16 protein-coding genes are annotated in these 19,141 nt (G+C 40.2%); 9 read left to right on the top strand and 7 right to left on the bottom strand.

Annotated elements, in window-relative coordinates:
• Positions 1-20 precede the first annotated feature (20 nt).
• The 5 genes from AC6CHI_RS09620 to AC6CHI_RS09640 all read left to right on the top strand — a co-directional run bounded on the left by AC6CHI_RS09620 (position 21) and on the right by AC6CHI_RS09640 (position 5,608).
• Entirely contained in the window at positions 21-1,142 is a 1,122-nt protein-coding gene (locus tag AC6CHI_RS09620; protein WP_498120964.1) for a phosphotransferase family protein, read from the top strand.
• Entirely contained in the window at positions 1,139-1,837 is a 699-nt protein-coding gene (locus AC6CHI_RS09625; RefSeq protein ID WP_498120966.1) for a histidine phosphatase family protein, read from the top strand. Before AC6CHI_RS09620 ends, AC6CHI_RS09625 begins: the two co-directional genes overlap by 4 nt.
• A gap of 14 nt (positions 1,838-1,851) precedes the next feature.
• The gene (locus tag AC6CHI_RS09630) at positions 1,852-2,595 is read left to right on the top strand and encodes an SDR family oxidoreductase (RefSeq protein WP_498120968.1); all 744 of its coding nucleotides are present in this window, start codon (positions 1,852-1,854) and stop codon (positions 2,593-2,595) included.
• Positions 2,596-3,282: 687 nt separating this feature from the next.
• The gene (locus AC6CHI_RS09635) at positions 3,283-4,863 is read left to right on the top strand and encodes a fatty acyl-CoA synthetase (protein WP_498120970.1); all 1,581 of its coding nucleotides are present in this window, start codon (positions 3,283-3,285) and stop codon (positions 4,861-4,863) included.
• A gap of 157 nt (positions 4,864-5,020) precedes the next feature.
• On the top strand, positions 5,021-5,608 hold the full coding sequence (locus AC6CHI_RS09640; protein WP_498120972.1) for a uracil-DNA glycosylase family protein: 588 nt from the start codon (positions 5,021-5,023) through the stop codon (positions 5,606-5,608).
• 9 nt (positions 5,609-5,617) lie between these two features.
• On the opposite strand, the gene AC6CHI_RS09645 is transcribed toward AC6CHI_RS09640, so the two are convergent.
• Complete coding sequence (locus tag AC6CHI_RS09645) at positions 5,618-6,481, bottom strand: DMT family transporter (protein ID WP_498120974.1); 864 nt, start codon at positions 6,479-6,481, stop codon at positions 5,618-5,620.
• 88 nt (positions 6,482-6,569) lie between these two features.
• Here AC6CHI_RS09645 and AC6CHI_RS09650 point away from each other — a divergent pair, with 88 nt between their 5' ends.
• Entirely contained in the window at positions 6,570-8,015 is a 1,446-nt protein-coding gene (locus AC6CHI_RS09650; RefSeq protein ID WP_498120976.1) for an aminotransferase-like domain-containing protein, read from the top strand.
• Positions 8,016-8,062: 47 nt separating this feature from the next.
• Here AC6CHI_RS09650 and AC6CHI_RS09655 read toward each other — a convergent pair whose 3' ends face one another.
• Positions 8,063-9,571 carry a phospholipase D family protein gene (locus AC6CHI_RS09655; protein WP_498120978.1) on the bottom strand — a complete coding sequence of 503 codons (1,509 nt, stop codon included), beginning with the start codon at positions 9,569-9,571 and terminating at the stop codon, positions 8,063-8,065.
• 412 nt (positions 9,572-9,983) lie between these two features.
• Between AC6CHI_RS09655 and AC6CHI_RS09660 the strand changes: the two genes are divergently transcribed.
• From AC6CHI_RS09660 to AC6CHI_RS09670, 3 genes are all read left to right on the top strand, one after another.
• Positions 9,984-11,009 (top strand): flavin reductase family protein, encoded by a 1,026-nt coding sequence (locus tag AC6CHI_RS09660; RefSeq protein WP_498120980.1) that lies wholly within the window; start codon positions 9,984-9,986, stop codon positions 11,007-11,009.
• A gap of 24 nt (positions 11,010-11,033) precedes the next feature.
• Entirely contained in the window at positions 11,034-12,164 is a 1,131-nt protein-coding gene (locus AC6CHI_RS09665) for a fatty acid desaturase family protein (protein WP_498120982.1), read from the top strand.
• 454 nt (positions 12,165-12,618) lie between these two features.
• Positions 12,619-13,677, top strand: coding sequence for a 3-deoxy-7-phosphoheptulonate synthase (locus AC6CHI_RS09670; RefSeq protein ID WP_458892016.1), 1,059 nt, complete (start codon positions 12,619-12,621; stop codon positions 13,675-13,677).
• A 32-nt stretch (positions 13,678-13,709) separates the two neighbouring features.
• On the opposite strand, the gene AC6CHI_RS09675 is transcribed toward AC6CHI_RS09670, so the two are convergent.
• From AC6CHI_RS09675 to AC6CHI_RS09695, 5 genes are all read right to left on the bottom strand, one after another.
• Positions 13,710-14,882 (bottom strand): MFS transporter, encoded by a 1,173-nt coding sequence (locus tag AC6CHI_RS09675; RefSeq protein WP_498120984.1) that lies wholly within the window; start codon positions 14,880-14,882, stop codon positions 13,710-13,712.
• 246 nt (positions 14,883-15,128) lie between these two features.
• The gene (gcvH, locus tag AC6CHI_RS09680) at positions 15,129-15,503 is read right to left on the bottom strand and encodes a glycine cleavage system protein GcvH (protein WP_498120986.1); all 375 of its coding nucleotides are present in this window, start codon (positions 15,501-15,503) and stop codon (positions 15,129-15,131) included.
• Positions 15,504-15,572: 69 nt separating this feature from the next.
• Complete coding sequence (locus AC6CHI_RS09685) at positions 15,573-16,601, bottom strand: helix-turn-helix domain-containing protein (RefSeq protein ID WP_498120988.1); 1,029 nt, start codon at positions 16,599-16,601, stop codon at positions 15,573-15,575.
• A 146-nt stretch (positions 16,602-16,747) separates the two neighbouring features.
• Positions 16,748-17,197, bottom strand: coding sequence for a MaoC family dehydratase (locus tag AC6CHI_RS09690; protein WP_498120990.1), 450 nt, complete (start codon positions 17,195-17,197; stop codon positions 16,748-16,750).
• The gene (locus AC6CHI_RS09695) at positions 17,197-19,050 is read right to left on the bottom strand and encodes an ABC transporter ATP-binding protein (RefSeq protein WP_498120992.1); all 1,854 of its coding nucleotides are present in this window, start codon (positions 19,048-19,050) and stop codon (positions 17,197-17,199) included. The genes AC6CHI_RS09690 and AC6CHI_RS09695 overlap by 1 nt, the downstream gene beginning before the upstream one ends.
• Between the last annotated feature and the right edge of the window lie 91 nt (positions 19,051-19,141).

The raw sequence follows: 19,141 nt of genomic DNA on the forward strand, positions 1-19,141 counted from the left end.
AAAAAATTAGGGATAAAAGTATGTCGGTAATTGATGTCGGTGGCAATGTCCGTGAAGGGGAAGAACTGGATGTCCAAGCGGTAGAAGACTGGTTAAAGTCACAAGGTGTCACTTTAGAAGGTCAAGTTGAAGTCACTCAATATTCAGGGGGGGCTTCGAATTGGACGTATCGTTTAAAGTATGACAATACGGACTTAATCCTGCGTCGTCCACCTAAAGGGACTAAAGCCAAATCTGCTCATGATATGGCACGTGAATATACAGTGCAGAAAAATCTAGCTCCCTTTTATCCTGTGCTGCCTAAAATGATTGGACTTTGTCAGGATGAGTCGGTCATTGGCTGTGACTTTTATGTCATGAAGCGTATTGAAGGTATTATTCCACGGGCTAAGTTACCTCCTGAATTGCATTTTACGGAAGCACAAGTCCAGCAGCTCTGTGTCAATGTTATCGACAAACTGATCGAGTTACATCAAGTCCCATACGAAGGCACTGAGCTGGAAAAATTAGGCAAAGGAGAAGGTTACTGCCGACGTCAAGTTGAGGGATGGGATCAACGCTTTGAAAAAGCCCATACGATAAACGTTCCAACATTTAAATACGTGCGTAAATGGCTCATGGAACATATTCCTGAAGACTCTGCCACATGCCTGATTCATAATGACTGGCGTTTTGATAATGTTATTCTAGATCCGCAAGATCCAACCCAAGTCATTGGCGTGTTGGATTGGGAAATGGCCACATTGGGCGATCCACTGATGGATTTAGGTTCTGCGCTAGCGTATTGGGTTGAAGAGACCGACAATAAAATTTTTAAAGCCACCCGTCGTCAACCCACCAATACCAAAGGCATGTTTACCCGTAAACAAGTGGTGGAATATTATCTGGAAAAAACAGGATTACAGCCGAAAAACTGGACGTTCTATGAAGTGTTTGGAATTTTCCGTTTGGCGGTGATAGCACAACAAATTTACTACCGTTATTTCCACAAACAAACCAATAACCCTGCGTTTAAAGATTTCTGGGTCATTATTCATGCCTTGCATATTCGGGCATTAAAGTTGATTGGTTTACAAAAGCTAGAAGCCAATGAAATTGCCCATAAATATATTGAAAAAATGAAGGAAATTTTAGAAAAATGACCACCATTTATTTGATCCGTCATGGGCAAGCCTCGTTTGGAGCTGAAAGTTACGACAAGCTTTCCAGTAAGGGTGAACTTCAAGCACAACGATTAGGGCAATATTTCAAGCAGATTTTAAAAGAAGCCCCTTATGTTGTTGCAGGATCAATGCATCGTCATCAGCAAACGGCTCAATTAGCACTGGCTGAGTGTTTTCCACATAGTCATGTCGTGACGGATCATCTGTGGAATGAATTTAACCATCAGCAAGTTTTTGCTCAATACGAACCAAGATTTAATGAGCCGCATTTATTAAAGTCAGATGTGGCCAATCACGTTAATCCCCGAGCATATTTAGCCAAAATTTTTGAAGGGGCAATTGAACGCTGGACGGGCGGAGAGTTTCATCATGAATATGATGAATCATGGCCTTTATTTAAAGACCGCGTGGAAACAGCCCTGCAAAATTTATGTGACGAGTTGGCACAAACTCAACCACGCTATGCCGTTGTATTTACCTCAGGGGGAGTGATTTCTGTTGCTGCGGGGAAAATTTTAGAACTGAACCCCAATCGAACTTTTGCACTGAATTGGGCAATTACCAATACCAGTATCACCACGTTGCGTTTAGTTGGCAATGAGCCGCAATTACTCAGTTTAAATGAGCATCATTTTATTAAAGCAGATGACTCAGAACTTTTAACATGGATATAACAAGGATTCGACCCATGGCAAAAACTATTTTAATTACCGGGGCTAGTTCAGGTTTGGGCGCTGGTATGGCGCGTGAATTTGCACAAAAAGGCTATAACCTTGCAATTTGTGCACGACGTATGGATCGCTTAGAAGCATTGAAACAAGAACTTGAAAGCCAGTATGGTATTCAGGTCATTGCGAAAACCTTAGATGTCACCAATTACGATCAGGTCTTTGAAGTATTTAAGGCATTTCAACAGGATTTTGGCAAGCTGGATCGGATTATCGTAAATGCCGGAGTCGGGCAAGGGCGTCGTATTGGTAAAGGGAATTTTGAGATTAACCGCGCGACAGCGGAAACCAACTTTATTTCTGCTTTAGCGCAATGTGAGGCCGCAGTAGAGATCTTTCGAGCACAAAATTCTGGGCATTTGGTGGTGATTTCATCTATGAGTGCCATGCGTGGCTTACCAAAACATCTCTCAACTTATGCCGCGAGCAAAGCCGCGGTGGCACATTTAGCTGAAGGCATTCGAGCCGAGTTGATTGATACCCCAATTAAAGTATCAACCATTTTCCCGGGTTATATTCGCACTGAACTCAATGACGGTGCCAAAAAACTGCCATTTGAAGTTGATGAAAAGACAGGATCTCATTTACTTGCCGAAGCGATTGAGAAAGCGCCTGTTAAAGCTTATGTACCCAAATGGCCATGGTTACCAATGGGTTTGGCTATGAAAGTGTTGCCTTTGCGCATTGTCAATAAATTGGGTTAAGCTTTACCAGATAGGGGTTTTAAACCCTTATCTTTATAAAAATTTATACAGTAATTTTAATACAAACAATTTAAGAGGATTCACTAATACAATAAGCATAGCTTACGCTTTAGATTTACAAATGCGTGAGAGTCAGCATTGGGTGAGTAATAGGTGAAATTAGGACTGTATCAACAGCCATCATTAAATTCGATTGGCTGAGCTGAAAATTATGAGCATATTTTAAATCTTATGAGTTAGTGAAACAATTTTAGGTCCTGAGTACTCAATCTAGATAGACTAAATGGTGATGCTGATCAAGAAAAGAGAGTGAATGACTTTCTTTTTAAAGAAAATTATTGATTTCCAAACTCAAAAGAAACTATAAATAAAATAAAAAGGATATTAAAAAATGGAAACAGCTATTATTTCTTTAATCTTGGTTATTATTCTCATTTTACTCATCATCTTTTATAAGAAGAAGTGAAGTTCATTCGTCATCATGGTTATAGATTTAAATAATTAAGTCCCAAAATATGAAAAACTATTTTTTAGGGCGAATAATGATCAAATTTGACAATTGAGTACTTTAAAAGAACTGGTAGGATGTAGAAATATAGAAATTTCAAGAACAGGTCAGAAATTTTTATATCCTAGTATTCTAAATACAAAATAAAAAATCAGGAAATATAACAAGAGGAAAATAGCGTGATTAAGGATATTCAACGTGCACGGCAGCTTCATATTGCAGACATTATAGGAAGAAGTGCTAAGCGCCATGGTCATAAAATTGCACTGATTGACGGCGAAACAAAAATTAGCTTTAAAGACTTAGATCTGCTGGTAAGTAAAATTACTGCTCATCTATATAAGGCTGGATTAAGGAAAGGCGATAAGTTAGTTGTGATGTCGCATAACTGCTGGCAATTTCCTGCAATTTTACATGCTGCAGCACGTTTAGGTGTAATCGGTGTACCCATTAACTTTATGTTGAATGCCAGCGAGGTTAGTTATTTATTAGAACATGCACAGCCTAAAATGGTTGTGAGTGAAGATGAATTGTGCCATGTCATCGATGAGGCCTGTGAAAAGATTACTTTTCTTCAGCCACAGAAAATTGTATTAAATCTCAATAATGTGCATATCTCTGATTCATGGCAATGCTTTGAACATTATCTACAAGATATTTCAGTGGATTTACCAGAAATTGAATTGAACTCACATGATCCGATACGAATGATGTATACCAGTGGCACAGAATCTTTACCTAAAGGCGTACTCTTAAATAGTGAGAGTCTAATTCTGCAATATACGACATGCATTATTGAAGGAGAAATGAGTGCAAATGATAAAGAAATTCATGCATTTCCACTTTATCACTGTGCGCAGCTCGACGCATTCTTAAATGTAGACTTATTTTTAGGCGCAACAAGTTACATTTTCAGACGTTTTGATCCTGAATTAGTATTAAAAACCATTGCTCAGGAAAAGATTACGAAATTATTTTGCCCTCCAACAGCATGGATTGCTTTATTAAACAGTGAAGTAATTACTCAAGTCGATTTAGGTTCACTGGCAAAAGCATATTATGGTGCTTCTACAATGCCTCGCACAGTCATTGAACAATTAAGACAGCTGCTTCCGCATATACGCTTTTGGCAATTTTATGGTCAAACGGAAATGGCGCCTGTGGCGAGTGTATTGAGTCCAGATGATCATGAACATTTTATTGAATCAGTTGGGAAGCCTGCTGTTCATGTACAAACTGAAATTATGGATGAGGATGGAAATATATTACCGTTGGGTCAGGTCGGTGAAATTGTGCATCGCAGTTGCCATTTAACATTGGGCTATGATCAAAATCCTGAAAAAACCAGTGAAAGCTTTAGCAATGGTTGGTTCCATAGCGGTGATTTGGGTTATTTCAATGAACATGGATATTTATATGTTGTAGATCGTATAAAGGATATGGTGAAAACAGGTGGTGAGAATGTTTCAACACGTGAAGTTGAAGAGGTGATTTACACCTTGGAGGGCATTAAAGAAGTTGCTGTCATTGGTATACCTCATGATCATTGGATTGAAGAGGTCGTTGCCGTGATTATTAAACATGAGCATGCTGAATTAGATGAACACGTTATCTTGCAGTATTGCCGAACGCAACTATCAAGCTACAAAGCCCCTAAAAAGATATTTTTTAGGACGGAGTTACCTAAAAATGCAAGTGGAAAAATTCTTAAGCGGGAACTAAAAAAACATTATACAAAAGCGCAAGATGTTGTTGCATAAAGCATAATAACAAGCGAATGAGTAAGATGAGCCGACTCTATAAGTAGGGTTGGCTTTATAAAGAACGTACCTAGAGTTTATTGTGTGTTTAATTGAGATAAAAGTATTTTGCAAATTAATATAAAATCTAGTTATTTACATTTTTCTGATGTTTACTATGTCCACAATAGAAACCCATCCCCTCGAACCATTTTTACCCCCTAATGCTCAATTATTGATGCTAGGCAGTTTTCCACCCCCGAAAACACGTTGGAAAATGGATTTTTATTATCCGAATTTTCAAAACGATATGTGGCGTATTTTTGGGCTGATCTTTTTTCAAAACAAAAATCATTTTATTGATTTAGATCAGAAAAAATTTAAAGAAACATTGATCCGTAATTTCCTAAATGAAACAGGTATTGCGATTTTTGATACAGCCTACCAAGTGGTGCGCTTAAAGGACAATGCTTCAGATAAGTTTTTGCACATTGAAACCCCAACAGATTTAAATATGCTATTGGCTCAAATTCCACTTTGCCAAAATATTGTGACGACAGGCGATAAAGCAACAGACACCTTAATGCTTTCCATGCCTGAAGATGCTCATAAACCGATAATTGGTTCGAGTACACAGACGATGTTTGCTGATCGAGTGCTGACGCTCTCGCGGATGCCTTCATCTTCAAGAGCGTATCCTTTAGCCTTAGAAAAAAAGGCCGAAGCCTATCAGCAGTTATTTCAGCAAATCGGCTTAATTGCATAACTTCAGATGTTAGGCATGTTTTTTGGCATAAAACACGCACAGAATAACTGCACAACAGACCAGAATCATGCTGATCTCGATCGCTTCATTTAAAAATATGGCACACAGCATTAAGCCCAAAAAAGGTTGAACCAGCTGAATTTGTCCGACACGGGCTACACCGCCTAAGGCTAAGCCTTTGTACCAAAAAAAGAAGCCGATGAGCATGCTAAATAGCGAGACATAAATGAGTCCTGCATAAGCTGCGAGCGAAATGTCGGCTAAATTCGGTGGGAAATACCAGCCAGCGAGCACCAGCATACCAGGTAAAGCCAAAACCAAAGCCCAGCAAATCACTTGCCAGCCTCCAAGTTGTTTCGACAATTGCCCGCCTTCGGCATAACCTAAACCACAGGCAAAGATGGCAATCAGCATATATAAATCAGCAGTTAAATTCAGGCGCTGATTATCCTGTTGCCACATAAACAGGATGATAAAACTACTTCCAGTCAGTGCGGCTAACCAAAATTTGATACTCGGTCTTTCACCTGCACGGAGTACGGCAAATAATGCTGTTGCAAGGGGTAATAATGCAACAAAGACCAGTGCTCTAGCAGCCGTCATGTCTTGCAAAGCGAGGGCTGTAAAAAATGGAAAGCCAAATACAACGCCAAATGCAATAATAAGCAAAGACTTGATTTGCTTAAAATTGGGCAGCGTTTGTTTGCAATAAATCAGACACAAAATTGCAAAACCTGCGGCGAGCACTGCACGCGCACCAGTTAGAAACTCAGGACTAAAACCAGACACAGCAAGTCGAGTCGCTGGCATTGATCCTGCAAAAATAATGACACCCAATAAACCATGTAGCCAACCAATATTATTTTGCTGCATGTTTTTCTACTCATATTGATATACAAGAATTACATGCCAAATCAAGCGCACGAAACAGATACAATCCAGTACAATTTAAAAGAACTGTATGGGTATACAATTTATTGTGTATCTTCCTTCACCTTTGGTATTCACGATTGTTATGCAGAGTAAAATTGACATTGTCATTGCGCAAATTAAAGCAAATATTGCGAGTCAGCGATTTGTCGTTGGAGCAAGATTGCCATCTGTACGTCGCCTAGCACAGGACATGCAATTTTCAGTTTCAACGGTTGTCGAAGCCTATGCTCGTTTAGTCACTGAAGGTGTGCTGGAAGCCAGAGCTGGTTCAGGTTTTTATGTGAAAGGAGAAATGTTGCCGCTAAAAATGGCAGAACCTTGCATTCAGTATGACCGTGAAATCGATCCCTTATGGATATCACGCCAATCCCTTGAAGCCAGTGATTCTATGCTAAAACCGGGCTGCGGCTGGCTACCAGCAGAATGGATGCCAGAAACTAGTTTACGTAAAGCTTTGAAACAGGCTGCAAAATCTTCGTTAAAAATGTTGGTCGAATATCCAGTACCACATGGACATTTAGGTTTAAGACAGTGGATTGTTCGTAAAAATACGCAATATCAAATGCAAGTTGAACCTTCACAGGTCATGATTACGGATTCTGGCACACAATCGATTGATCTGATTTTTAGAGTTCATTTAAAAGCAGGTGATGTCGTACTGATTGATGATCCTTGTTATTTTAATTTTCAGGCGTTAATTCAAGCGCATCATTTACAGGCAATAGCAATTCCATTTACCGCGCAGGGACCTGATTTAACCAAGTTTGAGCAGGCCCTGCAGTATCAGCCAAAATTGTATTTAACCAATTCGGGCATTCATAACCCTACAGGGGGCTGTTTGTCGATTTATACTGCGCACCAAGTGGCAAAATTGGCTGAACAAGCCAATCTACTGATTATTGAAGATGATATTTTTACCGAGTTTGAATATCTGCCTGCACCGCGCTATTCCACTTTAATGGGTTTGGATCAAGTGATTCAGATTGGAAGTTTTTCAAAAACACTGACGGCGTCGTTACGCTGTGGCTATATTGTTGCAAATCAGCAAAATATTGAAAAATATATTAATTTAAAAATCGCGACCAATTTTAGTGGCGGACATCTAAATGCGGAAATTATTTATAACACGCTTATGGATAGCCATTACCCAAAACATATGGAGTGGTTGAAGAATAAACTCAATAGCTGTATGGGGCAATGTATTCAAAATTTACAACAGTTGGATATTCAACCCGTGTTTATTCCTAAAGCTGGAATTTTCTTATGGTGTAAATTGCCGCAGCATATAGATGCTTCCGAGTTATCCAAGCAATGTTTAAAACGTGGATTAATTCTGGCGCCCGGAAATGCCTTTAGCCAAGATAAGGATGCAAAACACTTTTTGCGATTTAACGTAGCGCAGTGCATGAATCCAAAAGTGTTTGCCTTGCTTGCAGAAGCCTTAAAAACTTTTACAGTCGAGTCTAAGCAATAAAATTTAAATGCATTGCTTGGGTAGGACAAGATGTAATGATCTTGTCATTACATCATCCATTCAACGGGTAAGTAAGCGAGACTTTTAAACGTAAAACGTTGGAATTTGGTGGTGTGTGGGTCTACGTCATATTCAGTCACTTGGCCATTTTCATGATGCTCTAACCAAATAATTTCACCTTTAGAGTTGAGTTTGAGTTCATAGGCAATTTTCGGAAGATAACGATCCAGTGCATGTGTGACCCGATTTTGTAGCTGATCTGATTCCACCACCAAGCCTACTTCAGTATTTAAATGAACCGATCGCGGATCAAAGTTAAAAGAGCCAATAAAGACTTTGCCATCAACATCAAAGAATTTGGCATGTAAGCGTGAGGAGCTTTTCCCTTTAGCGGGGATAGCATTGCCAGTTAAAACCTCATACCATGTTCGCTGTTTGCGCGTAATATCAGGTTTAAATTCATAAAGCTGTACACCATTTTCTAGCAGATCTTTACGATATTTTTGGTAAAAGGCATGTACCAAAGCAACATCATTCGCCAAGAAGGAGTTGGTTAAAACGCGGACTTGTATTTTCTGCTTTGATAAATCATTTAAAAATGCTGTCCCATCCTTGGTTGGAACAAAATAGGCAGAGACCAGCTCTAAATGTTGTTCGGGTGTACCCATCGCATGCTTTAATTGGGTGTATAGCAGTTTATCTTGGCTGATGTTTCCAAGAGTCTTTTCAGGAAAGTCACCTAAAAATTGAGCTTTGACCCATTCTATATTTTGTTCATTTAATTGAGTCATGATGTGTTGACGCGACAATTCAAGTTGATCCTTAAATTGATCTTTTTGCATATCACTCATGGTTTTGCTTTGACGTAGTTCATCAAGTTCAGCGGCTGTCGCATTGCCAAGTAATTGTGGTACTGAATAACTTAAATCGTTGTTCCAGAAGTTAATAAAAATTTGATTGGCAGATTTAACAGCATTGCCAAAGAATAAAATATCCATATCCGTGAATTGGAATTCATCGCCGGCATCAAAATATTCTCGACTAATATTGCGCCCACCTGTGACTGCAATCGCACCATCCGCAATAATCAACTTGTTATGCATGCGATGATTAATCTGCTTCATTCGCAAAGCGTAATCTAGGACTCTGAAATTTCGGTATTTGTAAGGGTTATAGAGTTTAATTTCAAAGTTTGGGTGAGCGGCCAGTTTTTTAAGCACAGGGTCTAACTTTGTACCATTCTGGTCATCAATCATCAGACGGACTTTGACCCCACGATCTGCAGCTTTTAACAATTCTGTCAGCATCATATGACCCAAAGAGTCGTCTTCCCAAATGTAATATTGCAAATCCAGCGTATGTCGTGCTTCACGGATTAAATGAATACGTGAGGCAATACTCATGAAAGCATCATCGAGTGCCAAATATGCAGTGAGCCCTTGCTGAATTTGAGTGTCAACATTTTGCCGTTGTACCCAGTGCTCGGTATGGTAACTCGAGGCAGCTTCTTTTTTAGCCTGATTGGGAGGTAGGCTACAAGCGGTCAGTGATCCCATGCTCACACATAATAATATAGGGAAGTATCGGTTATTTTTTTGCATTTTCTTCTAATTCATTATGACCCATATATGCACATAATATCATGATGTTAGGGCAGAATTAAGGCTTTAAAAATGCTTACTGTAGTTCATCTGTTAAAGCGATTTGACCTGTTTGGCGATAAGAAAAAGCCTTAATCAACCATACTTAATAAGACCTGAGTGTTCCATACCATCTGATCTATTTTAAAACAGGAAAATGTGAGATTGGCAGAAACGGACATTTTGTTAGACAGAAAATGATAATAAATGCCAAATGATATGTTTTGTCCTCATCTGACATAGAGCATGCGATCAGTTAAATCTATTGTTAAGTTAGAAATAAAAGACAGTTGTATAAAAATATAGACTGATTCGGATGAGTACAATTATGGTTAATCATGTGCAATATAAGCCAGAATGGGTGCGTGAAGATTTTGTCGATTTTCTCGCTGAAAAACTTCACCCTACATGGGCATGGAAAAAGGTCAAAGCTCAGCTTATTGCGCGAAAAGCATTAAGTGAGAATTTTATTCAGCTCCAGTTACGACCAAATAAAAACTTTAAAGTCGATCAGGTCAAGGCCGGTCAAAGTATTTTAGTGACGGTCGTGATTCAGGGAGTACACCAGCAACGAAGTTATTCGGTGGTCGAAATTTTACCGAATAAAGATCTAGTCATTGCGGTGAAGCGTCAGGGCTTAGTTTCCCAAGCACTGACCAGCATGGCTGTAAATTCAGTCATTGAAATTTCTCAGGCACAAGGCGATTTTGTAGTTGATCCACAATTGCCGATGCCCATGCTGCTCATAGCATCGGGTAGTGGTATTACCGCCATTTATGCACTGCTAAAACAGATGCTTAGAAACGCTGATCAAAAGGTCGATTTGCTTTACTTCACTCGTGATAATGCCTATCACGAAGAAATTCAGTCCTTAACCCAGCAATATCCGCAGTTTAAATATCATCATGTGAATACCCAGAAAACTGCTCAGCATTTTAGTCCAAGTCTGCTCGCGGCATACATTCCAGATTTCCAGCAGAGAGCCTGTTATGCCTGCGGAGCTGCTCCTATGATGCAAAGCATTCAACAACTTTATGCTGAACTGCAGCTAACACACGTTTTAAAAACTGAATATTTTCAAATTCAGGTTGATAGCACTTTGGAAGCCCAACCAGTGACTTTTTTACGTGCCCAACAGCAATTTCAAGCCCAAAATAACCTTTTGGAAAGTGCAGAAAAAGCAGGGCTGAGACCAGCGCACGGCTGTCGGATGGGCATTTGTAATACCTGTTCATGTACCAAAGTTCAGGGGGCGGTACGCAATCTCCTTACAGGTGAGATTGATGCGCAGAGTAATACTCAGATTAAACTTTGTATTTCTCAAGCCGTCAGTCCGGTCGTAATTAATTTATAAAACTTTAAGCTAGGGACAAATAAAATGAATAAACCCGTTAATTTTCAAGCCGGCAGTAAATCACGTTATCTAAGTGATGTCGAAATGCAGTCCTTTGGCGCACAGGTTGACGCTATTCGCCAAGAGGTGATGCAGAGTTTGGGTGAACAGGATGCAGCCTATATTTATAACATCCGAAATTTTGTTCGATACAGTGAAATTGCTTCTCGAGGCATGCTCATGTTCGCGGGTTGGTTGCCCCCCGTATGGTTATGCGGGACAGCCTTGTTAGGTATTTCCAAGATTGTGGAAAATATGGAATTGGGGCATAACGTCATGCATGGGCAGTTCGACTGGTTAAATGATCCAAGCCTGAATGGTGCCAAATATGATTGGGACACCATTGCCACAGGGGATGACTGGAAATACACACATAACTATATACATCACACCTATACCAATATTGTCGGAAAAGACCATGACGTCGGCTATGGTTTAATTCGTGTGAGCGAGAGCCAAGCATGGGAACCGCGCTTTTTATTCAATATTCCGTTAGCCATTCAGTTGATGGTATTTTTTGAATGGTATGTAGGCGTACAAAATTTACATTTGGAAGAGGTGATTGCTTATAAACGCAAAACTTGGCGTGAAGTTTGGCAAGATGCAACAAAGCTCAGAAAAAAAGTAAAACGACAAATCGTGAAAGATTATGTCTTTTTCCCGATGATTGCTGGACCGAATGCCATACCTGTTTTTACGGCAAATGCTGTAGCCAATGTGATTCGCAGTTTATGGGCATCTGCTGTAATTTTTAATGGGCATTTCACGGAGGATGCGGAAACCTTCGAACCAGACCACACTGAAAATGAAACACGTGCCGAATGGTATATCCGCCAAATCCGCGGCTCGAGTAATTTCACAGGCACACAATGGTTACATATTCTCAGTGGAAATTTGAGCCATCAAATTGAGCATCATTTATTTCCCGATATGCCTGCAAATCGTTATGCGCAAGTTGCACCGAAAATTAAAGCCCTATGTGCTGAATATGGTATTCATTACAACGAAGCGAGCTTTGTCCGTCAATTCGCCAGTGTTTGGTTTAGATTGGCAAAATGTTCACTCCCAAACGATATGACAGGGCAATTTAAAAAGACTATACAAAGCTGGTTGTGAACTGGCTTTTGAAATTTAAATAATTTCAGTGTATTGATAAGTAAAAGTTGCAGAAACTATAACTATTATTTCTTAAAATAAAGGTTGTCAAACGTTGTGATTAGGCGTATTTTTATTTTCAGAGACTTTTTTGATGAAACAAAGATGTTAAAGCAACCTTTAATCGCAAACGCTTATTTTTATTTTTGGCAGTTTAGATAATTGCCTGAACGCGTTTGGGCAAAAAAAGGTTGCCCACCAGTTGATACCTGATCGGCAACCCCGGTCAGGTTTTTTTATGCTTTGTTTTTTATATATTTTTTAGGAGATTCACATGTACGCATTTAACACTTCATATTTTAGCAACGGTTATTGGTTTTACTTTAGTCAGTTTATGACTCAATCCTTATCATCCCATAGACCCAAAAAGCACAAATAAAAGATCGGACTGAACAACAGTCCAAAGGAAAGACCAATGAACGCTCTAAATACTGCTCTACAACATCAAACAACACCGCAAGAAACATTATTGAGTTTGCCCCATCAGCTCAAAGCACACTTACCACTTTCTGCCTCTCTTGCAGCCCAGATTGCTGAACATCGCCAAATTATTCAGAATATTTTAGCGGGCAAAGACCAACGCTTATTGGTGATTACTGGTCCATGTTCGATTCATGATCCAGTTGCAGCTTTGGAATACGCGCAAAAATTACAACAGTTACAAGCTCGTATTTCTGACCAAGTTTTTCTTGTAATGCGTACTTACATAGAAAAACCACGTACCACAGTGGGCTGGAAAGGTTTTATGTATGATCCTGATTTAGATGGATCTTCTGATTTACAGGCTGGTTTAGAGCAGTCACGACAGTTATATCTGCATATTATTGAAATGGGCTTGCCGATTGCGAGCGAAATTTTAAGCCCAATGGCGACCGCATATTTTGATGATTTATTGGCTTGGGGCGCAATTGGTGCACGAACCAGCGAATCCCAGATTCATCGTGAAATCGCAAGTCAAATGCCTTATAGCATCGGCTTTAAAAATGGTACGGATGGTTCCATTCAAATTGCACTTGATGCAATTCAATCCGCTTCAAATCAGCATCAGTTTTTAGGCATGAGCCAATCGGGTCTCCCTTGTGTACTCCATTCTCAAGGCAATCCTTTAGCACATTTGATTCTACGTGGTTCAAATACTGGACCAAACTATCAAGCCGAAGAAATTGCTAAAATTCAGGCGAAAGCAAAAGGGGATTTACCTGCACTGGTCATTGATTGTAGTCATGGCAATAGCAGCAAAAATCCTGCCTTACAGCCACAAGTGTTGCGTCAAATTGTACAAGAGCGTGAACAGACTCAAGTTCGTGGAGTCATGCTAGAAAGCCATTTGGTGGAAGGCAGTCAAAAGATTTCATGCGACATGATGTATGGCCAGTCGGTGACTGATGGTTGTATTGGTTGGGATCAAACAGAACAACTATTATTAGAAGCTGCCCAGCAGTTAAACATGCAAGCATTACAGCGCAGTGCGTAACAAGCAAGCCCCGAAAGGGGCTTTTTAGTGGGCTAACTTTTTGCTGCTACCGAAAATTTATAATAAACCAGACTCATTACAATAATCACGGCACAGAGTAAATACGCTACGCTATAGCCTTGCGCCGTGATTAGCATGCCTAACAGGATTGAACCTAAGGCAATCCCAATATCATAAAAAGTATAAAAAGTGGATGTAGCATGACCAATACGCTCAGGTTCAGAGCGTTGAATTGCAAGTGTTTGCAAACAAGGCTGTACTGAACCAAACCCGACCCCAATTAAAACTGCAGCGCACATTAGCCCCATTAAGCTATTAATTTGACTCAGTACCACTAAGCCGAGTGAAAATAGAGCCAAGGCAGGATAAATGACGTAGCTTGGACCTTTACGGTCATAGATTTTGCCTGTGAATGGTCGCAGGCTCATCATGGAAAAAGCAAACACAATGAAAAATAGACTGGCATAAGCCAATAAATTTTTTGAAGCCGCATAAGTCGAAATAAAGGACATGATGCTGGCATAGGCAAAAGAAACCATCATGGCCAAGATGGATATCGATAATGCTCTTTTTTCAATAAAATCATGAATAGACAAGCTTTTCTTTAGGGGTATCGGCGTAGGAGACGGCGGCGTATGAATGGGAATTAAAAAACAAAAAATAAAACCGAGACAAACCACAGCAGCCAAAATGCTTGCCACCATAGAATAAGATAAGGGCTGAATAAGCGTTAGACCAATTAAAGGCCCCAATACAATCCCTAAATTCACCGACATGACAAAATAGCCCATACCTTCGCCACGACGTGATTCTGGGATAAATTGATTGGCAATCGGTACGGCCACGGTGGTTAAAATACTAAACCAAATGCCGTGTAAGAAGCGTAAAGCCAGAAGCATCTGCAGATTATCTGCAAAAATATAAGCGACTGAAAATAAGCAGAATAAAAATTCAGAGATAAACAGTGTTCTTTTTCGTCCCAGTTTTTCAATAATCAAGCCGCTAAATGGACGGACGGCAATGGAAGAGGCCATGAACAAGGTCATGGCAAGTCCTGCCTGAGCGAGGCTACCGTTTAAGTCTTGCAAAATGTAAATAGGTAGAATAGTGGTTTGAGCAAAATAGAATACAAACAAGAATAAGTTATTTGCTAAACACAGAATAAAGGACTTATTCCATAAAGGAGTTGTAGAGACATTTGACATAATTTACCCAGAATGAAGAGTGAATCATGACAATGCAGCTATCTATCGATTGTTATTGTTGTTTCGAGCGAGCGAAGGTCATGAGAATGAGTATGCATAATAAACAATTATAAGTGAAATTTAAAGTAAATTGAGATTTTGTTATTTTATTTTAAAATTTATAGCTATTAAAAATTATTAATTATCAATATGCGAATATTTAGTGTTAAAAAATCAGCCCGCAGGCTGATTTTTGATAACCTTGAATTAGAGTCCAGCTTCATAGTCCGTACTAGACAAGAGGGCGTTTACATCATCTAGATTGTGAGGTTTAATCTTATAAATCCAGCCCTTACCATAAGGCTCGTCATTCACAAAATCTGGATCATCTTCGAGGGCGGTATTCACTTCAACAACAACACCCGAAATAGGAGCGTGAATGTCAGAAGCTGTCTTGACCGATTCGACCACACCCGCTTGTTCACCTGCAGTTACTTGCTGACCCACTTCAGGCATTTCGACATAAACTAAATCGCCTAAGGCATCCTGCGCATGGTCTGAAATCCCAGTTACAACAAGATCACCTTCAATTTTCACCCACTCATGCGTGCTCGCATATTTTAAATCTGAAGGATGATTCATGATGACTCCTTAAAGTATTCATTTATTTTTGTCATGCTTTATACATGTTTTTACAACAAAACAAAAGGCTTATAAATACGGATCTTTACGCCAGTTACTTGGGCTGCGTCCACTCCAGCGTTTAAAAGCACGGCTAAAATTGGCGACATCGCTATATCCGAGTTCATCAGCAATTTGTTCGAGGGTATAGTCCGTCCGAGACAATAACGACGTGGCATGTCTGTAGCGAACTTCATCTACAATGGTTGAAAAAGAGGTTCCTTCCGTGGCCAGTTGACGCTTTAGGGTACGGTCGGACATATGTAGACGATATGCCACATTTTCGATGCTTAAATAGTGCTGTTCTGAATGGGTTAAAATGTCTCGAACCGCCATAGAGAGCCGTCTGCGCTCACCTAGTGCTGAAAGTTCTGCTTCACATTGGTTAATCGCAATTTGACTGGCAATCGGATCAGCATTGACCATTTTTAATGCTAAATATTGTTTGTCGAAGCTCATGAGCAAATGTGGCTGGTCAAAGCGAAATTGATGATTGGGGAACTTGGTCATATAGAGTTCAAAGCCTTCAGGCTGAGGAAAGTCAAAGTCAATTTCTCCGCCTAAATCATTTACGCCTGTTATGGCTTTTGCCATAGAGATAATGCCAATGGTCAAGGCAATACAAATTTCTGAACGCAAGGGTTCTAAGGTCACATCACTTCGGATTTGCAAAGTGGCCTTTTCCGCAAAGGTGGAAAAGTAGATTTGCAAAAACGGCAGCCGTAATTGAACGAAGCGGTTCGCAAGAACAAGCGCATCGGTAATATCATTGGCGGTCATAATGGCATAGCCAATAAAGCCATGAATGGAAATGCGCATTTGCGTACCTAAGTGATAACCCAGTGTGGATTCACCAGTGAGCATTAATGCATGTTGAAATAATTGATTCGCCACTGTGGTCGGAATACGAAAATCCGGCTCGGCCAATTTTTCACTATTTAATTGAAATGGGGTAAACAAGGTATCTGCTGTATATCCCCATCGCGATACGACATCTAAAAGTAATAGACCATAGACCCCTGGAATCCCCTGATCTTGTCTAGACGAAATAGTATTCATGCGCGATCCATTGCACGTTAAGTGTTGTTCTATCTGTCAGTTTTTTTATATTGGCATGAAATATTTGCTTGAGCCGTATAAATTGTTGGACAAAGTGAATAAAGGTGATTCTTGTTGCTAAAGCAAATTTGAGAATCACCAAAGTCTCATTCAGGCTGATAATTTTTGCTAAAGACCAAAATTTTGGTCGTCGATATAAATACCACCTCATTTTTTTGATTCAGGGTTTGAGTCACATAAGTCACAATGGCACGATCGGGTTTTGATTGAGAGGGTTTAATTTCGGTAATTTCGACTTCTACATGGAGTTGGTCGCCTGCGCGGGTAGGTCTAGGCCAACGCACATGAGATTCTGAGCCGATTAAACCATAAGCCACAGGGAAGCACTCTGTCCAAAGTCGCATCGTGACCGCAGCAGTATGCCATCCACTGGCCGCGAGCCCTTGAAAGATGGGGTGTTCGGCTGCTTTTGCTTCGTCGGTATGAAAAGGTTGCGGATCAAACTGATGCGCAAATTTCTTAATTTCTGGCAAAGTCATTTCATAAGCTTTGCTGATAAAGCGAGCTCCGACATGTAGATCTTCCAAATACAACATTAAGCACTATCCTTCTTATTTATCTCGTGTTGTTCAATTAAAAAACCGCCAGTTTGGCGTTGCCATAAATGGGCATAAATACCATTTAGAGCGACTAGTTCATCATGGGTTCCTTGTTCTGCGATTCGACCTTGATCTAACACAATTAAGCGATCCATTTGAGCAATAGTTGAAAGTCGATGCGCAATCGCAATCACCGTTTTATTCTGCATTAAATCATCAAGGCTAGACTGAATTGCCGCTTCCACTTCTGAGTCTAAGGCACTGGTTGCTTCATCCAGAATCAGAATAGGCGCATCCTTTAAGAACACACGTGCTATGGCAATACGCTGGCGTTGTCCGCCAGAAAGTTTAACCCCACGTTCACCAACATAAGCATCGTAACCTTTACGACCACGGAGGTCGGTCAGCTGCGGGATGAATTCTTCAGCTTTCGCTTTACGTACCGCATCATGCATTTCTACATCACTGGCATCCGGACGACCATACTTAATATTTTCCGCAACAGTCCGATGCAGTAAAGATGTATCTTGCGTCACCAAAGCAATATTTTTGCGTAAACTGTCTTGGGTCACATCTTCAATGTTTTGACCATCAATCAATATACGACCTTGTTTCAGCGTATAAAAATGCAGTAATAATTGAATCAGTGTCGACTTACCTGCGCCAGAACGTCCCACAATACCAATTTTTTCACCAGGACGAATCGTTAGGTTGAAGTGATCAATGACATTTTTTTCATTGTAGGCAAAGCTGACGTCTTCAAATTTAATTTCACCTTTGGGAACATTCAGTGCGACTGCATTCGGTTTGTCTTGAATGTTAATTGGGCGTCCTAGGGTTTTCATACCATCTTGAATGGTACCGACATTTTCGAAGAGTGCTGAAGTTTGCCACATCATAAATTCAGCTATGCTATTGAGTTTTAAAATCATGGCTGTAGTTGCGGCAATAATGCCTAGTTCAGCACGGCCTTCAGTCCAAAGCCAAATGGCGGTACCGAGTACACCGCCATACAGCACAATACTCAACGAGTTAATGCTAATTTCATAGCTAGAACCCAAACGCATCTGTTTGAAGACGGTACGCATGAAGTCTTGCATAGAGTGTTTGGCGTACTGGCTTTCACGCCCCGCATGCGCGAACAATTTTACGGTTTGAATGTTGGTATAGGCATCCGTGACTCGTCCCGTCATCACAGCTCGGGCATCGGCTTGTTCATTTGAGACTTTACTCAAACGAGGAATGAAAATCCAAGCTGCAACTAAAAACAGAGCAAGCCATACCAAGAGGGGAATAATAAGCAGAGGGGAGATTGAGCCCAAAACCAAACTGACTGTGAAAAAATAAATCAGCACATAGGCCAACATATCCCCCAAAATCATCCAAAACTCACGCACTGCCAATGCGGTTTGCATGACTTTGGCAGATAGGCGACCGGCAAAATCATTATGAAAAAAATCGAGACTTTGTTGTAGCAATAGGTTATGAAACTTCCAGCGTAAACGCATTGGAAAGCTACTAAACAAAATCTGATGTTTGATCAGGGATTGGAAGTTGGCAAAGAAGATATTGCCTAACAAAATCATGCTTAGCAGTATAAGGTTTTGGCGGTGTTCGGCTAAGAAGGTATCTGGCTGACTTTTACTGAGCCAGTTGACCAAATCTCCGATTTTGGCATACAGAATGGCTTCAAAACTCGCAGCGCCAGCGGTACATAGCACCAAAATGAGTAAGTAAGGTCGTACACCTTGAGAGGCGCGCCAAACAAAGGCAAAAAAAGTTGTAGGGAGTGGATCATTAAGTCCTTTAGAGGGATAAGGATCAACTCGCTTCTCGAACCAACCGAACATATATTTTCTCTATTGGTAAAATACTGCGTAATTAAATGAATGATACGCAAGATAAAATGTTTATTGGCAATTTAGCATGTTTAGACATTTA

The sequence above is a fragment of the Acinetobacter sp. GQ146 genome (genome assembly GCF_059758585.1).